The sequence below is a fragment of the Runella salmonicolor genome (genome assembly GCF_024158025.1).
Lineage (GTDB): Bacteria > Bacteroidota > Bacteroidia > Cytophagales > Spirosomataceae > Runella > Runella salmonicolor.
The window spans coordinates 118,245-134,326 of sequence record NZ_JAMZEL010000014.1 but is presented as its reverse complement, the minus strand read 5'-3'; the positions used below and the strand labels follow the sequence as shown (position 1 = coordinate 134,326).

The following is a 16,082-nucleotide window of genomic DNA, read 5'->3' as shown; positions in this document are numbered from 1 at the left end:
GCTAACGCATTCTACGCATGAAACGCATCGCTCTTTTTCCCGGCTCGTTTGACCCTTTTACCAAAGGCCACGAAGACATCGTCCTGAGAGGTTTGCATCTTTTTGACGAAATCATCGTCGGAATTGGGCACAATACGGCCAAAAAGCGTTATTTTCCGGTGGAGGTAATGCAACGAATGATTGAGGAGACTTTTGAGAAATACCCGCAAATTCAGACCGTCACTTACGACGACCTCACGGCCAACATGGCGCGTCAGTTGGGCGCGCGGTTTTTGTTGAGAGGATTACGAAATACGACCGATTTTGAGTACGAAAACAGTATCTCTCAGGTAAACCGCCACGTGTACAGCGACGTAGAAACGGTGTTTTTGATTACTTCGCCGCATTTGGCTCCTATCAGCTCGACCATTATTCGCGAGCTGCACAAGTACGGCCACAATGTGGATGAGTTTCTACCTTATAAACTTTCAGAGCTTACCATTTCGGCGTAATTTTCTTTTCTCCTTTGGCGGCTTCAGGGTCGTAGCTCACAAAGACATTGATCCATAACAGCCTGCCCCAACGAAAAAAGACGGGTTGGGAAATAATAAGGATGGGAATAAGAATGGCCAATACGTAGAAAATATTGATGCCTAGAAGCACCACGCAACTCACAAATACCACGGCAATCAAGGCCGTATAAAGCGCGTAGCTACCGTACATGCCGCCGAAATAGAAGCCGGGCTCTCGCTCAAACGATTCGCCGCATACTTCGCATTGGGGGTTCATCTTATCAAATTTCTTTAAATTGAAAGGATTGTTGTGGACAAAAAATGACCCTTGATGACACCGGGGACATTTGTTGTTAAGAATACTGTAAACTTTGGTTCCTTTGAGCATGACTTCTTGAAATTTTGCTAAAGGTACAACAATCGTTCAATTGCTTTGGTGCAAAAATGCTAAAGCAGATGTTGATTAAGCAATCCTTTTTCTACCAACTTAGCGAAGGTAACGCTGCGAAGCGCCTCATGTGCCTGATTCCACTCGCGGAGATTATGTGCATTACTGCCCACAAATGAAACTAAACCTTCAAAAACCAAACGCTCGGCCAACATACGGGTGCCTTGATGACTGCTCGCCCAAGAGCCCAGATTTACCTGAAACAAAACGCCTTGCCGGTGCAAATCCATCACGAGATTGAAATTTTGTTGTAGATAATGATACCGCTCGGGATGCGCCAGCACAACGACAAGGTTTCGTTGGCGGGCCAATCGGATGGCTTCGCCCAAAAATGAAGGCATTCCTACAATATTCGTTTCTAAGAGTAGATAGTTATCTGCGATAGTGAGTAAGGTTTGATTGTTTTCAAGCAATGAAATAAGTGATATATCGAGGTAGTATTCGGCGGCGGCTTCCAGCTCAATGGAAATGCATTTGCGCTGAAGTTCTGAACGAATGCGGGCAAGGCAAGACTCGATTGTTGCGGGGGTATTGCGATAATAGTCCCCCATGATATGTGGGGTAGCAATTATTTTACGAACTCCATTGGCCGCCATTTCTTGGAGGAGCAAAATGCTCTCTTTGATGCTTTCTGGCCCGTTGTCCAACCCGGGTAAAATATGCGCGTGAACGTCTACCGTAAAGGGAGAGGAGGGGGCAAATCCTGCAACAGTTCGTTTTCGTTTTAAGAATGAAAAAGGCATGAGATTTTTCAATTCGTGACAAGGGTAAACAAGCTTTTAATCGTTTCAATGGTCACGAATTGTGCCAAAGTAGAAGGGTAAAAAAAATAAATCCTAATACCTTGATAATTGGTTCATTATGGCATATAATATCTGAATGGGATATAAAATAGGTGAATTTGTTGGGATGGAATAGTCTTATTGGTACATAAATTGCTATGGATGCATCTGCTCAAAAAGGGCTTTAAAGGAAGGTAAAAGCACATCTTTTTCGGATACAATTGGGTCAGAAACCTGCCAATCAATGTTGAGTTCTGCATCATTCCAGAGGATGCCCCCTTCCGAAACTTTATGGTAAAGATTGGTGCATTTATAACTAAAAATGGAGTCTTCCAGCGCGGCAAACCCGTGGGCAAAACCTTCGGGAATGTAGAACATATTATTTCGTTCTCCATCCAGTTCGACGGCTTCGTACTGCCCGAAAGTTGGCGAATCGGGGCGAATGTCGACGGCGATATCCAGTACCCGCCCTATAATCACCCGTACCAATTTTCCCTGTGCATGAGGAGCACGTTGAAAATGTAAACCGCGAACAACTCCCTTTTTAGAAAATGATTGATTGTCTTGAACAAAATGGGTGGGTAGGCCATTGGCTTCGAAGAGCTGACGATTGTAATTCTCGAAAAAAGACCCTCTTTCATCTTTATAAACCGTTGGTATAATTTCCAACAGCCCTTCGATGGATTTTTTGATAACTTGCATCGGTGAGTATATAATTGAATATCCAGTACAAAATTAGCTAATTTGCTCGAATGTCGAAAAAAAGAATATATTGGGCTTGTCAAGTAGGCAGTTGGACGGCACTCATGTTTTATGAACTTTGGGTTTATAGCCTCGAAGACGAATTTACGTGGGAGATGTTCTACTTTGCAATTGCCAGTATTCTGGTCTGCATTTTACTCACCCATTTTTATCGTTTGGTGGTTCGTGAACGTAATTGGGTTGCACAACCCTTGTATAAGTTGGTCCCACGAGTGATACTGTCTGGGTTACTTTTGGGCCTCATTATGACGCTCATGAACTTCCCGATTGATATTCATACTTTTAAGGAAGTAGTTAGAAGTCAGCCTTATATATTTTTTTCGCTTTGGCTTTCGTGGAGCAAAAGTATGTTTATGTGGGTGTTGAGCTACACCATTTACCACTACGTAGAAAGCATGAGGGATACCGAAATTGAGAAAATTTTGCTCAAAACGTCGGTAAAAGAAACAGAGGCGAAAATCCTGCGTTCGCAATTAAATCCCCATTTTGTGTTCAATGCGCTCAATTCTATTCGGGCGTTGGTGTCGGAAGACCCTTCAAAAGCGCAGCAAAGCGTTACTCAATTATCCAATATTTTACGTAATTCGCTACTGGCCGACCGCCGAAAAACGGTTGAATTACGCGAAGAATTAAAAACCGTCGAAGATTATTTAGCCCTTGAAAAGGTCCGTTATGAGGACCGGCTAATGGCAGATTTTCACATTGACCCCAAAACCCTCTATCTACAAGTGCCGCCGATGATGCTCCAGACGCTGGTCGAAAACGCCATCAAACACGGAGTTCAGAAAGCGGTTAGTGGCGGATTTGTACAGGTAACCTCTTTTTTGGAGGGAAATTATGTGCATATTCACATTCGCAATACGGGAACGTTGGTTAAAAAAGACAACGATTTGGAAAAACACAAAGAAGCCAGCGGGTTTGGGTTGGCCAATACCGAGCGTCGTCTGCAATTAATTTACGGGGACGAGTCAGCAAGGTTTAGAATATTTCAGGAGTCGGAAGATGTCGTTAGGGCGGAAGTTATTTTGCCCACTCAGACCGAAGGCGTCTTTCGGAATACCGCAGCCAAACCCATTGCCAAAAGCCAATCATAAAACATAACATCACCTAACATCTAAATCACCCTAAACATCAGCTAATGAAAGCCCTTATTATTGACGATGAAAGGCTCGCCCGCAATGAGCTACGCCGCTTGCTCGAAAATTTCCCCAAAATTGAAGTCGTTGGTGAAGCGGCCAATGCCGATGAGGCCATCAAAATGGTGAATGAACTCCGTCCTGACCTATTGTTTTTGGATATTCAGATGCCAGGCAAAAACGGTTTTGAACTCTTGGAAGCGCTGGAAGATGACACCATCCCAGAAGTTATTTTTACCACTGCTTACGACGAATACGCCCTCAAAGCCTTCGAATACAATGCGCTAGATTATATCCTCAAACCCATTGACCTGCCTAGACTAAGCGAAGCTGTTCATCGGGTGTTTGAAGAATTGGACCGTAAACACGACCATGATTCAATTTCGGAGCGCAAAATGTTGGGCGAAAATGATCAAGTTTTCATCAAAGACGGTGAAAAATGTTGGTTTGTCAAACTTGGGAAAGTTCGTCTTTTTGAATCCATGGGCAATTATGTTCGACTGCATTTTGACGATCAAAAGCCGCTCGTTCTCAAGTCATTGAACGCCCTTGAAGAACGTTTGGATCCGATTTCTTTTTTCAGGGCCAACCGTAAACACATCATTAATTTGCAGTGGATTGACAAAATCGAACCTTGGTTTTCGGGGGGATTGTTGGTGACTTTGCGCGGAAGTGGCGAAAAAATCGAAATATCACGTCGTCAGGCCATTCGATTTAAAGATATGCTGAGTTTATAACAATAGGCTTCTGACGGTTTTTACTGAAAATGCTAGGCGTCCGACGGTTCTAAACCGTCAGACGCCTTTTTTTTTCGGAATTAGCCCAGCTTTATGTCCATCGACTTGCCGCTTTTGCGACTGGCTTCGGCCATAAAACCCATGACGTGACTTTCAATGGAGGCGTCGATGGTTGAGGTCAATAACGCTCGATTATTCTGTGCCACGGCCTGCACAAAATTTTGCATCAGCCCGTGGTCTCCGCCACCGTGACCCGAGTTGTTGAATTCCTTCTGGGCGCTGGCTTTCCAAATGGTGACTTCTTTGGTGCGAAAATCGGTTACTTTGATTAAATCATTATCGCCCTCAATTTCCCCCATGCTAAACATTACACGGGTCTTACGGGCTTCCCAAGCGGTAAAGGCTTCTAGTCCGAAAGTAGCTAAAATGCCGTTGCCAAACTGAAAAATACTGGTGTAATGGTCGGGTTGGTCGTTGTTCATACGGTACACACAGCGGCCGTAGTTGGAGGTTTTGAGCCGTTCCAAAATGGCGGGACCTTGCAGGGCTGGGTCTTCGGGAACGTCAAGTACGTGGATTCGTTTTTTCTGTTCGTAATAGACTTTAATGGCCGAAAATGGACATTCTCGCTCCACTTTGCAGCCTTCCACGCAGCGCTCGGTGCTCCCCTCGGGGGCGTTTTCGAGTTTAAACCATTTAAGATTTCCGTAGGCCGACACGGTTTTGGCGGGCGTGTTGGCAATCCAGCGCATGATGTCTAAATCATGACTTGATTTTGCTAATATGATGGGATTTGTCTTTTCTGATTCGTGCCAATTGCCCCGCACGTATGAGTGCGCCATGTGAACGTGCTCAATGCCTTCTAAGTGGTTGATACTGATCATTTCGCCCAAAGTGCCCGAAGCGCAAAGCTCTTTCAACTTACGAAAATATGCCGTATAGCGCAATACGTGACAGACCGCAATGATGCTTTTTGATTTCTTTGTAGCCGCCAGAATATCTAGACACTCCTGCATGGAGGGTGAAATGGGCTTTTCGAGCAATATATTATAGCCCATTTCCAGCGCTTTTATGGCTGGACCATAGTGAAGTGTGTCGGGCGTAGAAATGATGACGGCATCGGCAAATTTGGGTACTTTAAACACATCCTCCCACGTTTTGAAGCGATGCGCGGATTCAATACCGTGTGTTTTGGCAAAGCGCTCATTCCGAAATTCATTCGGCTCGGCCACGCCTACCATTTTAACGTCGCCAGGGTAGGCCACTGCGTAGCGTCCATACACATTGCCGCGATTTCCTGCCCCCAACACAATGGCCGTAATGGGCTGAGCGAGTGAGATATAATCAGGGTTTTCGGGAAAAGTGATTTCCCGTATTTCGTTGGCTTGTGCGGTCGATGTCAGGGCGGCAGCCCCGGCTGTCAGACCAAGGGTTTTAAGTACGTCGCGGCGGTTGAGGGTTGGCATTAGAGGTTATTGGTTTGTTATATTTATTCTTATCAATTCACCTTTAAAATAGTCTTCACTGAAAGCAATTCCGAAAGCTAAGGCATCATTTATAAAAAAGACTTGTGTAATTGGCGGGATGATTGAAATTTTATCATTCGTATTCCAAGTAGCGCCTCCATCTCCTGTATATGATACCGAAGCGTAGGTTTGGAGCATATCAGATTTCTTACTTATTTTAGATATTCTGCCAGAGCCAAATGCGTAACCGTTCTTTGAATCAATAAAATGGACATCCCCATCTGCAGTTAATATGCCCATTTTTTGCCATGTTTGTCCTTTATCGTTGGTTTTCCACGCATTGTCAATCACCCCTATTTCTTGATGAAATCGAATTGAATAGGCACCGGAAATTCCCAGCGAAGATAAATCAAGTGATTTCCATAACTTTCCGCCGTCTTGCGTTTTTAAAATTATACGATTATTATTGGATGAGCCGGTCGCAAATCCGATATTTTTGTCAGCAAAGTCAATGGTCGAAACATTTAAGGTGTCATATTTCTCCGTTCGCCAATTGATTCCATCATCTTCTGAATATAATAAAGAAGATTCACGCTTTGTATTTTGCGCTGTGACGGAGGTTTTGTTAATAAAAAATAAAACTCTCTTCTGTTCATCAATTGAAATATTTGACCAACTTGAATGGGGCGGTAATTCATAGCTAGGTTGCCATGTTTCGCCACCATCTTCTGTTTTTACCATTACAATTTTATCGGGTAACTGAGAGAATCCAAAACCTGTTTTTTCATTACGAAAAACCAGGCCGAAAACCTTTTGATTTATTTTTGTCCAACTTAGCGCGCCATCTGTCGTCTTGTAATATTCACCATAAATTGTCCAAAGAAATCCCTTTTTCTCGTTGAGAAAGTAGAAGCCTGAAATATTGGATGTTCCGGTTGGCAAACGGGTAAACCGAACCCCCGGTACGTTGTTATCGGGTTTAATGTATCTTGCGGGTAGACAGGAGAATACCAGTATCCCCGAGAAAAGAATATAAAAAGCGGTTCTGACAAATAAGGATTGTAAAAATGACTTTTTCATACCATTCCCATGAATAGATTATGTAGGTATTTTTTATCATTTGTGGGATAATTTCACTCCCTCAACCACAAAATATAATCTGTTGCGGGCAGTGGGCTGAGTACGGGTTTTAGGGCGTCGATAATCTGGCCTCGGTGGTAGGCAGCGTGATGGCTCAAATGCGTCAGAATCTCGCCGAGGGGCGTTTCGAAGTATTCTCCTTTGGTGTTTTGATACTTAATAATTTTGCCAAATTCAGCTTCATCGAGGTCTCTGACGTAGCTGTCCCATTTTTGATAACTGTGGTCGGAGGTCTCTTTGAGCCACGAAACGGGCAATAAATCCCAAATCCCTACCACCAAATGGTCGTTGGCAATTCGGGTAAACCACACCATTTGGGCGTTAAGGATATGACTCGTGAGCAGAACCGCTCTTTCGGGAGGTTTGTCGAGTTTTTCGAGCGCTTCGATAATGCGCGAATTGGCCCAATATTCGTATTGGAGCAGGCGGATATAATATGCTTTCATGGTACAGGACGTTAAGTCACGACAAGTTGGTGAAAACCTTTCAAACTGTCAAGGACTTCGCGTTTGGTTGTACCATTTAAACCAGAAGAATTTATAACCGTCGGTCGGCTAGTATGGACCGACCGACGGTTTACTACCATTTTATCAATGCGGATGCCCACGTAAAACCGCTACCGAAAGCGGCAAGGCAAATAAGGTCACCGTCTTTTACGCGGCCTTCTTCCCATGCTTCGGTGAGTGCGATGGGAATAGAGGCGGCGGTGGTGTTGCCGTATTTATGAATGTTGCTGATAACTTGGTCTTCCCGCAGTTTCATTTGGTCGCGCACGTATTCACTGATGCGAATATTGGCCTGGTGCGGCACCAACAGCGAAATATCTTCGGGTTGGTAGCCGTTGGCATCCAATGCTTCTCTGATGGCTTCTGCAAAGCGAACTACGGCGTGTTTGAACACCGCATTGCCGTTCATAACTACTTCAAAACCACCTTCGTCAATCATCTCTTTGGTAGCAGAGCGCGTTGGACGGCTACTGCCGGGGTCTTTGACGTAGAGGTCTTCGGCAAAACGCCCGTCGGCATGGAGGTGCGTAGAGAGAATGCGGTGCGTGGGGTCTTCGGTGGCCTGTAAAACCGCCGCACCCGCACCATCGCCAAAAATAACGGCTACGTTACGGCCTTTGGTGCTTTTGTCGGTCCAAGTGGATTGGATTTCAGCCCCTACCACCAAGATGGTTTTGTACATGCCCGTTTTGATGAATTGGTCGGCAATAGAAAGGGCATAGACGAAGCCCGAACATTGCTCCCGAATGTCAATGACGGGGATTCCGATTAAATCCAATTCTCGCTGCATCAAAAATGCTGAACCCGGAAAAAAATAGTCGGGCGTAATGGTGGCGTAGACAATCATCTCTACGTCGGTTGGTTGCAAGCCTGCCCGTTCGAGGGCCTGCCGCGACGCGGCGGTGGCCATGCTCGAATTGGTTTCTTTGCCGTAGGTAAAATACCGCCGCTCACGGATTCCGGTGCGTTCCTGAATCCATTGGTCGGAAGTATCCATCAATTGGGTCAAATCATCATTGGTTACTACCTTTTCAGGGACGTAATAACCTAAACCTGTAATTTTGGAATAAGGCATTTTTGTGGGAAGTTAAAGGTTTTTCGGTTAAGAGTTAAAAAACGACAGGAGTGCTTAACCCCTTAACAGACAGTCCCTTTTAGCCTTCTTTCAGCGTGTATGTATAATCTTCCATAATCATATTGGCCAATAATTTGCTGCAGGCAGTTTCGACGCGTTGCTGCGCATCTGCTTCTGAGTCGGCATCGAGGGCCATGGTGATGTGTTTGCCAATGCGTACGTCTGACACGTCGTCAATGCCCAAATTGTGAAGACCCAATTTGACGGCTTTGCCTTGAGGGTCCAAAATCTCTTTTTGCGGCATGACGTTGATTTCAGCGATGAATTTCATGAGGGAATTTGTGATTTAAAATGGATTGAGAGGCAGCTTTATTGAGGCAAATCGGCAGGATTTTAGTCAATAAGCAAAGTCCTCGTTAGTGAAATCTAAAAATTCGTTGAAACACTGACAGTAGGATATACAGCGCTACTATCAGCGGAATGGCTGCAAATTTCAGCAAAAACAGCAAAATCACCGCCAAAAGGATAAAAATATATTTGATTTGATTGTCTTTCCAGCCAAATGTCTTGAATTTGAACGCCAAAAGCGGCAGTTCACAGATTAATAAATACGACATTAAGAGGGTATAACCTACCAAAACGGATTGATTGATAATCCACGATTCGTATTCGGGGTGATTGCGCAGAATAAATGGCAACGACGCTACCAAAATAGCATTGGCGGGCGTTGGCACCCCAATAAATGAATCCGATTGGCGGGTATCAATGTTGAATTTTGCCAATCGTAGACCCGAAAATACCGCCAAAATAAACGCACTAAACGAAAGCATCATGGCTCCGATGTCGATGGAGGTGGTGGTACGTTCCAATAACTGAAAGATAATCATGGAAGGCAGCACGCCAAACGTAACCATATCGGCCAATGAATCAAGTTCTTTGCCGATAGGGGAGGATTGATTCAGCAACCGTGCCACAAAACCATCCAAAAAGTCAAGTACGCCCGCAAACAGAATCAAATACCCCGAAAGCAATAAATCTCCGCGAAAACTAAACACAATCCCCACACACCCACAGAGAAGGTTGCCGCAGGTCATTAGGTTTGGAATGGTAAAAAGACGCATATTGATGGTATGGATAGCCGTGATAAAATAGGAATTTGTAAAATAGATAGGCCCGAAAAATCAGTTAAGAAAGGGATTTGTACGGCGCTCGCGACCGATGGTGGTAGGGTCCATGTGTCCCGCAAATACCTGATAATCATCTTCCAAGGTCATAAATTTTGTTTTGATGCTTCGCAAGAGAGCCGCAGGGTCGCAGAGCGGAAAATCAGTACGCCCAACACTTCCTTTAAACAAAACATCGCCCCCAATGATGAAACGTTGGTCGTGGTTGACAAACGCCAAATGCCCGGGCGCGTGGCCGGGCACAAACAGAATGTCAAGGGTTGAATGGCCGAATTTTACCACATCTCCTTCGTCCAAAAAAGCATCGGCTTCGACGGGTTCGTAGCCTCGGATTCCCCATATATTACAACGACTTTCAACAGATGCCAAAATTGGAAGCTCGTTTTTGTGCATGTACATTTTTACGCCATATTTGCGCTTTACATACGCACTGCCAAATACATGGTCCAAATGCGCGTGTGTTTGGAGGAGCATCGTTACTTTTAGGCCTTTTTGTTCGATAAAACGCGCTAACGTTTCTTTTTCTGATTGCATCAGGCAGCCGGGGTCAACAATGACGGCCTCATTGGTTTCGTCATAAAGAACGTAGGTATTCTCTTCAAAAGGGGAGAAAACAAAAGATTGTATTTGAATCATACTTACTTCATCATATTCAACCGTAAAATTACTAAACTATTCTGTAAACACTACCGAAAATGACCGATAAGCAACCCCAAAGCCCTTTTATTGACCAACGCAAAGGATATTATTTTTTAGAAGGCCCCAAGAGCCGACGTTCTGAGTTTGTGTTTTTGTTGGAGGTAGTGTGGGAGTTTTTTAAGGGAATTCGAGCGTTGCATTTTGTGGGGCCGTGTGTAACGGTGTTTGGCTCGGCACGATTCAAAGAAGGAAGTATTTATTATGAGCAGGCCCGTGTATTGGGGAGGCGGATTTCGCAGGAATTGGGACTGACAATCATGACGGGCGGTGGCCCGGGCATCATGGAGGCGGCCAACCGAGGGGCATTTGAAAGCGGAGGACGCTCGGTTGGTTGCAATATACAGCTTCCTTTTGAACAAAAAGAAAACCCGTACATGGAAAAGTGGGTGAAAATAAAGTATTTTTTTATTCGTAAAGTGCTCTTAGTCAAGTACTCTTATGCCTTTGTAATTATGCCGGGTGGGGTAGGCACCATGGATGAACTGTTTGAAACACTCACGCTCATTCAAACGGGGGTGATTCACAACTTCCCGATGGTTGTCATTGGCAAAGAATACTATACACCGATGATTTCGATGTTACAAAAAATGGCTGACCAAGGCACTATCTCGCCCAAAGACCTAGATTTGCTCAAAGTGACCGACGACATCGACGAAGCCATTGAGCATATTCGGGTGTACCTGACCGCCAATTTTCAAATCCAGAAACGTCGTCGGCCTATCTGGTGGCTTTTGGAAAAGAGATAGTCATTATCTCTTTTCTACCAAATATTCTCCATGTCTTTTTTGACATAGGTATGGTTACGCTCCACATATACGCTGTTGCCAGTTGGGCGTTTGATGCCCATTGGGTTCTTGGTAGAAAGGCGATACAGCATGGCGATGGGCCACAAAAACACGTAAAATACAATCGAAAGGATGACGCGGGAGTTAAACCAACCCAGCCCTTCGGCTATTTTGAACCAAATTTTGACGATAAAATCGCCAACAACTGGAACGAAAATACTCAAAGCGCCCACGATTCCAGCGGCATATAACAAATAAAGAGCGGCAGATTTGAAAATAAACGAAAAGATAACCAGCCCGGTAACGATTACTAACTGGGCTTTACTTTTTTCAGCTTCAGACATTTTTTGAGGGGTGAGGGGTGAGGAGTCAGAAGCGGGAATCACAGTTCGTTAACTGCTCAATTCTCGCTCCTGACTCCTTAATACTTAAAATAATGTATAAATAAACGGTGCTACGGCTGAGCCTCCGCCAATGACGATGATGACGCCGATAAGCAATAAAAGAATAATCATTGGAGCTAACCACCACTTCTTCCGCTCACTCAGGAAAGCAAATAAGTCTTTTAAGAAATCCATCTTCGGTAAGTTTGTAGTTATTTATATACGTATTCGGTCTAAAAAACAACCAAAACGAATGGTTTATAACAGTTATAGAATGTAATTAAGCACAAATTTACACATTTTCGCATTAAGACAAAGTGAACATTTGTGGGATTTATTTTATGGAAACCTTCATTTGTTCAAATAGCTTGTCGGCAATAACGGCATTTACTTTGGCGCTGGCATGACCATCATTCTTGCCCACAATCCGCTCTTTGGGTGGAATCGGTCCCAGGTGTTCACTCAGGCGAACGACTGGAATTTGCTGATTGGTAAAGAAATCTTCGATGGGTTTGGTGTAGCCATTGCTCTTCTCCACATTTTGTAAAAACGGAACCATCACCACGTACATCGGTGCTTTGTGCGCACGGGCGTAGTCCACGATTTTCTGTAAATCACGCAAGTGAGGATTCAGAATCGTGGTGTCGGTGTATGATTTTTGAACAAAGTCCGTAATCGACGCGGGCGGCATGTGCGGGAATTGCCAATAAATGTAATTGGGTAGATAAAACCGCATCACCAACGACCCTATGCCCGGGAGCTTGATGTCGTCGTAAGGCTTGAACTCGGCCAACGTCAGTTTGGCGTCGCGGGCGGCTCTTTCGATGTCGTTCGGGAAATATTCTAACACCAACACATCGGGCTTGACGGGAAATTTCTGTAAACGCTGAAATTCATCGCGTGTATCAGAACCCGACACCCCCAAATTGTACACTGCATATTTATCAGCGCCCAGTTTTTGCTCCAATTGATCCGAAAAACGCTCTTCCGTTTTGTCTAAACCGTGTCCTGCCGCGAAAGAATCGCCCAAAACCAATACTTTTTTCTTTTTTTCAACGCCCGTTTTCGGAAAATCGCGGTAGCCTTCGGCCGTAATCGGTTTCCAGTACTTGGCAAACCAAATCTGCGAAGCCTTGCTCAAATCTCCTTCGTGACTTTGGGAAACAAACATAAACGCGATTTCTAATATACCCGCCAACCACACCACCATAATCCCAAGCGTAGCGATGTTTGCCACAATTTTATTGCCCTTGGGATTCTTGATAATTCCGTAATAAAACATCCGCAACAGTTCTATTAGTACAAAAAATAGCACCATTGCTTTAGCCAATCGGATGTAAAAATTATCCATAAGGCCCGCGTAAGGGTAATCAAACTTGATGTTTATTTTGTCGGGAAAAAACAAAAGAAACGCCGGAATACTCAAAACAGCAAGGCGGATGAGTGAGGTGATGAGTTTTGAAATCATATTAAAAATGTAGGAATAAGTCCCTGAATCATTGGTATTTGTTGGTAAATGGACCGAAATTTAATCCAGTACAAACTCCTCTTTCCAGTTATCGGTATCCTGCCATTCGGGTTGTTGACGTTTGTCAAACAGATAATTTCCTACGACCAAATAATCCATTTCGGTGCGCATAAAGCAGCGATAGGCATCGTTGGGGGTACTTACGATGGGTTCACCGCGTACGTTAAAGCTGGTATTGACAATCACGCCGTAACCAGTCAATTTTTCAAAATCCTGAATCAATTGATAATAACGCGGATTGGTCTGCTTGTGTACCGTCTGAATACGGGCCGAAAAGTCGATGTGCGTAATGGACGGTAAGTCTGAACGCAAATAATAGAGCTTGTCGCGCAAATCAAACGAATCAAACTCGGCGGGCAGTTTTTTGCGGCGCGACTCTTTGACCGGGTGAACCAACAGCATATACGGTGAGATTCCGTCAAAATCAAAATATTCACCCACTTTTTCGGCCAATACCGAAGGCGCAAACGGACGGAAAGACTCGCGATATTTGATTTTGACGTTGAGTTTTTTCTGCATTTCTGCGTTGCGGGGGTCGCCCAAAATACTGCGCGCTCCCAAGGCCCGTGGTCCGAACTCCATCCGCCCCTGTACCCAACCTACCACGTTGCCGTCGGCCAAAATTTGGGATACTTCCTTGGTCAATTCGTCGAAGTTGTCAAATTTTTTGAACGCGGCTTTGTATTTTTTGGAGACCAACTCCACGTCCAAATCCGAGAATGTTGGCCCTAAATAAGAGCCGCTCATCGCATCCTGCGTGTAGTTGATGGTGCGTTTTTGGTCGAAATAAATGTAGTAGGCAGTCAATGCCGCGCCCAATGCTCCGCCCGCGTCACCCGCGGCAGGTTGGATAAATACCTCCTTGAATACCCCTGATTTTTGGAGTTTTCCGTTGGAAACACAATTGAGCGCCACCCCACCGGCCAAACATAAATAGTCGGCTCCCGTGAGACGCTTGGCTTCCTGCGCCATTTTTACCACTACTTCTTCAGTAACGCGCTGAATGGCCAATCCGAGGTTGCAGTGATGGGCTTCGAGTGGGTCTTCTGGCTTGCGGGTTTTCATCCCGAAGAGGCGTTCCCAGTCGGCTTCGCGCACCATTTTGAGGCCCGTGGCGTAATCAAAATAGTTTTGGTCCAACCAGATAGAGCCGTCTTCTTTAATGACCACAAGGTCTTTTTTGATGGTTTCTACGTACTTGTCAACCTCGGGTGAGGAAGGGTTGCCGTAGGGAGCAAGGCCCATCAGTTTATATTCTCCAGAATTGACTTTAAAGCCCAAAAAATACGTAAATGCCGAATATAAAAGCCCCAATGAGTGAGGAAAACGGAGTTCTTTCAGTATAGAAATTTTGTTGCCTTCGCCCGAGCAAATCGAAGCGGTAGCCCATTCACCCACGCCATCGATGGTCAAAATCGCGGCTTTTTCGTAAGGAGAAGGATAAAATGCGCTGGCGGCGTGCGATAAGTGATGTTCGGGAAAAAGAAGTTTAACGGGGTTCTTTTTGTCGTACCCTATTTTCTCTAATTCCTCATTAATGAGTCGTTTGAGAAACATTTTCTCTTTAATCCACACTGGAATGGCGGTGATAAACGACTTGATACCCTTGGGAGCAAAGGTATAATAGGTTTCCAGCAAACGTTCGAACTTGAGCAAAGGCTTGTCATAAAAAACAATGGCATCCAGTTCATTAAGGGTAGTTCCGCCGTACTCTAAACAATAGTTGATGGCATTGGAAGGGAAGTTTGGATCGTGTTTTTTACGGGTAAAACGCTCTTCCTGGGCGGCGGCGACAATTTCGCCATTGTCAATCAGAGCGGCAGCTGAATCGTGGTAAAATGCGGAAATTCCAAGTATCTTCATTCTAAGATGGGATAAAATAGGGGGTATTTGTGATGATTTTTGTTGAAAATCTTGACAATGTTACTACAACTTTGCCGGTTTCTGGTTTTTAATCTTCTATATAATGCAGACAAAACTAAGGAGGATTATGACAAATTTCAAAAATTAACGAATTAGGTTATTAAAAGGTACGCCGCTAGGTTTTACATTTGCACAAACTAAATGACAAAAATTCATTGAAAATCGCGGCAATTGATATTGGCTCCAACGCAGCGCGCCTACAGATTTCATCCGTTCTGCACGATGGTGGTTATACCAGTTTCAAAAAAGTGGAATACGTCCGTTTTCCGCTACGTCTTGGACATGACGTTTTTAATTTCGGCAGCATCACCCCCGAGAGCGAAGCTCGTACGGTCAAACTGATGCAGTGCTACAAACTGTTGCTGGAACTGCACGAAGTCGAGGGGTATATGGCCTGTGCCACTTCGGCCATGCGTGAATCTGCCAATGGCGAGGACATCGTAGAGCGGATTGCGGCAAGCACGGGCATTCAGATTCACATCATTGACGGCACCCGTGAAGCGCAGCTCATCAACAATGTAGTAGTACAGGCATTGGAAGATGGGCAGTACCTTCACATCGACGTAGGTGGAGGAAGTACGGAACTGAACATTTATTTTAATCGGCAAAAAATTGCCACCAAATCGTTTAAAATTGGCTCCGTGCGTTTGTTGGAAGGCAAAGAAAGCAAAGGCGCTTGGGGAAAGATGGAACAATGGATTGAGGATAATGTAGATTCGCTCGAACCCATCGTGGCCGTCGGAACGGGCGGTAACATTTCCAAGCTTTTTAACTTGGTCTCCAAAACTGCCGACAACTCGACTTCTTTGTCGGAACTAAAACGAATGCGTGACTACATCGCCTCCTTTAGTCAGGAAGAACGCGTCAATAAATTACGACTCAATGCCGACCGTGCCGACGTCATCATTCCGGCGGCGGATATTTATACGTCAGTCATGAAATGGGCGGGTGCAGATAGGATACTGGTACCCGACTTAGGATTGAAAGACGGCATTATTCAGTTGGTATACGAAAAACTGAAAAAGTAAGAGCAGTGT

19 protein-coding genes are annotated in these 16,082 nt (G+C 44.7%); 5 read left to right on the top strand and 14 right to left on the bottom strand.

All coding sequences use genetic code 11. The features are described from left to right. Positions 1 to 17 precede the first annotated feature (17 nt). On the top strand, positions 18 to 491 hold the full coding sequence (coaD, locus tag NCI00_RS24775; protein ID WP_114066250.1) for a pantetheine-phosphate adenylyltransferase: 474 nt from the start codon (positions 18 to 20) through the stop codon (positions 489 to 491). On the opposite strand, the gene NCI00_RS24770 is transcribed toward coaD, so the two are convergent. The 3 genes from NCI00_RS24770 to rfbC form a co-directional block, all read right to left on the bottom strand. Then, positions 475 to 879 carry a DUF983 domain-containing protein gene (locus NCI00_RS24770; protein WP_166558119.1) on the bottom strand — a complete coding sequence of 135 codons (405 nt, stop codon included), beginning with the start codon at positions 877 to 879 and terminating at the stop codon, positions 475 to 477. The genes coaD and NCI00_RS24770 overlap by 17 nt on opposite strands. 59 nt (positions 880 to 938) lie before the next feature. Beyond that, entirely contained in the window at positions 939 to 1,682 is a 744-nt protein-coding gene (locus tag NCI00_RS24765) for a tyrosine-protein phosphatase (protein WP_253532180.1), read from the bottom strand. Positions 1,683 to 1,877: 195 nt separating this feature from the next. After that, positions 1,878 to 2,423 (bottom strand): dTDP-4-dehydrorhamnose 3,5-epimerase, encoded by a 546-nt coding sequence (gene rfbC / locus NCI00_RS24760; RefSeq protein WP_253532179.1) that lies wholly within the window; start codon positions 2,421 to 2,423, stop codon positions 1,878 to 1,880. A gap of 50 nt (positions 2,424 to 2,473) precedes the next feature. On the opposite strand from rfbC, the gene NCI00_RS24755 reads away from it, so the two are divergent. Then, positions 2,474 to 3,577: a sensor histidine kinase gene (locus NCI00_RS24755; protein ID WP_166558116.1), complete on the top strand. Its 1,104-nt coding sequence runs from the start codon at positions 2,474 to 2,476 to the stop codon at positions 3,575 to 3,577. Positions 3,578 to 3,621: 44 nt separating this feature from the next. Beyond that, positions 3,622 to 4,356: a LytR/AlgR family response regulator transcription factor gene (locus NCI00_RS24750; protein WP_166558115.1), complete on the top strand. Its 735-nt coding sequence runs from the start codon at positions 3,622 to 3,624 to the stop codon at positions 4,354 to 4,356. An 80-nt stretch (positions 4,357 to 4,436) separates the two neighbouring features. Here the strand turns inward: NCI00_RS24750 and NCI00_RS24745 are convergent, their stop codons facing one another. From NCI00_RS24745 to NCI00_RS24715, 7 genes are all read right to left on the bottom strand, one after another. Further along, complete coding sequence (locus NCI00_RS24745; RefSeq protein ID WP_253532175.1) at positions 4,437 to 5,822, bottom strand: Gfo/Idh/MocA family oxidoreductase; 1,386 nt, start codon at positions 5,820 to 5,822, stop codon at positions 4,437 to 4,439. A gap of 6 nt (positions 5,823 to 5,828) precedes the next feature. After that, positions 5,829 to 6,902 carry a WD40/YVTN/BNR-like repeat-containing protein gene (locus NCI00_RS24740; protein ID WP_253532173.1) on the bottom strand — a complete coding sequence of 358 codons (1,074 nt, stop codon included), beginning with the start codon at positions 6,900 to 6,902 and terminating at the stop codon, positions 5,829 to 5,831. Positions 6,903 to 6,955: 53 nt separating this feature from the next. Further along, on the bottom strand, positions 6,956 to 7,408 hold the full coding sequence (locus tag NCI00_RS24735; RefSeq protein WP_253532172.1) for a DinB family protein: 453 nt from the start codon (positions 7,406 to 7,408) through the stop codon (positions 6,956 to 6,958). A gap of 133 nt (positions 7,409 to 7,541) precedes the next feature. Further along, a complete protein-coding gene (locus NCI00_RS24730) occupies positions 7,542 to 8,543 on the bottom strand; it encodes a 3-oxoacyl-ACP synthase III family protein (protein ID WP_166558112.1) in 1,002 nt (333 codons plus the stop codon). Between the two features lie 79 nt (positions 8,544 to 8,622). Beyond that, the gene (purS, locus tag NCI00_RS24725; RefSeq protein ID WP_114066241.1) at positions 8,623 to 8,874 is read right to left on the bottom strand and encodes a phosphoribosylformylglycinamidine synthase subunit PurS; all 252 of its coding nucleotides are present in this window, start codon (positions 8,872 to 8,874) and stop codon (positions 8,623 to 8,625) included. 85 nt (positions 8,875 to 8,959) lie between these two features. Then, the gene (gene pssA / locus NCI00_RS24720) at positions 8,960 to 9,664 is read right to left on the bottom strand and encodes a CDP-diacylglycerol--serine O-phosphatidyltransferase (RefSeq protein ID WP_114460788.1); all 705 of its coding nucleotides are present in this window, start codon (positions 9,662 to 9,664) and stop codon (positions 8,960 to 8,962) included. Between the two features lie 60 nt (positions 9,665 to 9,724). Continuing rightward, positions 9,725 to 10,363 carry an MBL fold metallo-hydrolase gene (locus NCI00_RS24715; RefSeq protein WP_253532171.1) on the bottom strand — a complete coding sequence of 213 codons (639 nt, stop codon included), beginning with the start codon at positions 10,361 to 10,363 and terminating at the stop codon, positions 9,725 to 9,727. Positions 10,364 to 10,422: 59 nt separating this feature from the next. Between NCI00_RS24715 and NCI00_RS24710 the strand changes: the two genes are divergently transcribed. Then, positions 10,423 to 11,172, top strand: coding sequence for an LOG family protein (locus tag NCI00_RS24710; protein ID WP_166558109.1), 750 nt, complete (start codon positions 10,423 to 10,425; stop codon positions 11,170 to 11,172). Between the two features lie 14 nt (positions 11,173 to 11,186). On the opposite strand, the gene NCI00_RS24705 is transcribed toward NCI00_RS24710, so the two are convergent. The 4 genes from NCI00_RS24705 to NCI00_RS24690 all read right to left on the bottom strand — a co-directional run bounded on the left by NCI00_RS24705 (position 11,187) and on the right by NCI00_RS24690 (position 14,985). Continuing rightward, on the bottom strand, positions 11,187 to 11,555 hold the full coding sequence (locus NCI00_RS24705; protein WP_253532170.1) for an SxtJ family membrane protein: 369 nt from the start codon (positions 11,553 to 11,555) through the stop codon (positions 11,187 to 11,189). A gap of 84 nt (positions 11,556 to 11,639) precedes the next feature. Next, a complete protein-coding gene (locus NCI00_RS24700) occupies positions 11,640 to 11,789 on the bottom strand; it encodes a DUF5989 family protein (protein WP_166558107.1) in 150 nt (49 codons plus the stop codon). 139 nt (positions 11,790 to 11,928) lie between these two features. After that, positions 11,929 to 13,062, bottom strand: a complete 1,134-nt coding sequence (locus NCI00_RS24695) for an SGNH/GDSL hydrolase family protein (protein WP_253532169.1) — start codon at positions 13,060 to 13,062, stop codon at positions 11,929 to 11,931. A gap of 60 nt (positions 13,063 to 13,122) precedes the next feature. Continuing rightward, complete coding sequence (locus tag NCI00_RS24690; protein ID WP_114066235.1) at positions 13,123 to 14,985, bottom strand: carbamoyltransferase family protein; 1,863 nt, start codon at positions 14,983 to 14,985, stop codon at positions 13,123 to 13,125. A 215-nt stretch (positions 14,986 to 15,200) separates the two neighbouring features. Here NCI00_RS24690 and NCI00_RS24685 point away from each other — a divergent pair, with 215 nt between their 5' ends. Further along, positions 15,201 to 16,073 carry a Ppx/GppA phosphatase family protein gene (locus tag NCI00_RS24685; RefSeq protein WP_166558105.1) on the top strand — a complete coding sequence of 291 codons (873 nt, stop codon included), beginning with the start codon at positions 15,201 to 15,203 and terminating at the stop codon, positions 16,071 to 16,073. Positions 16,074 to 16,082: the final 9 nt, after the last annotated feature.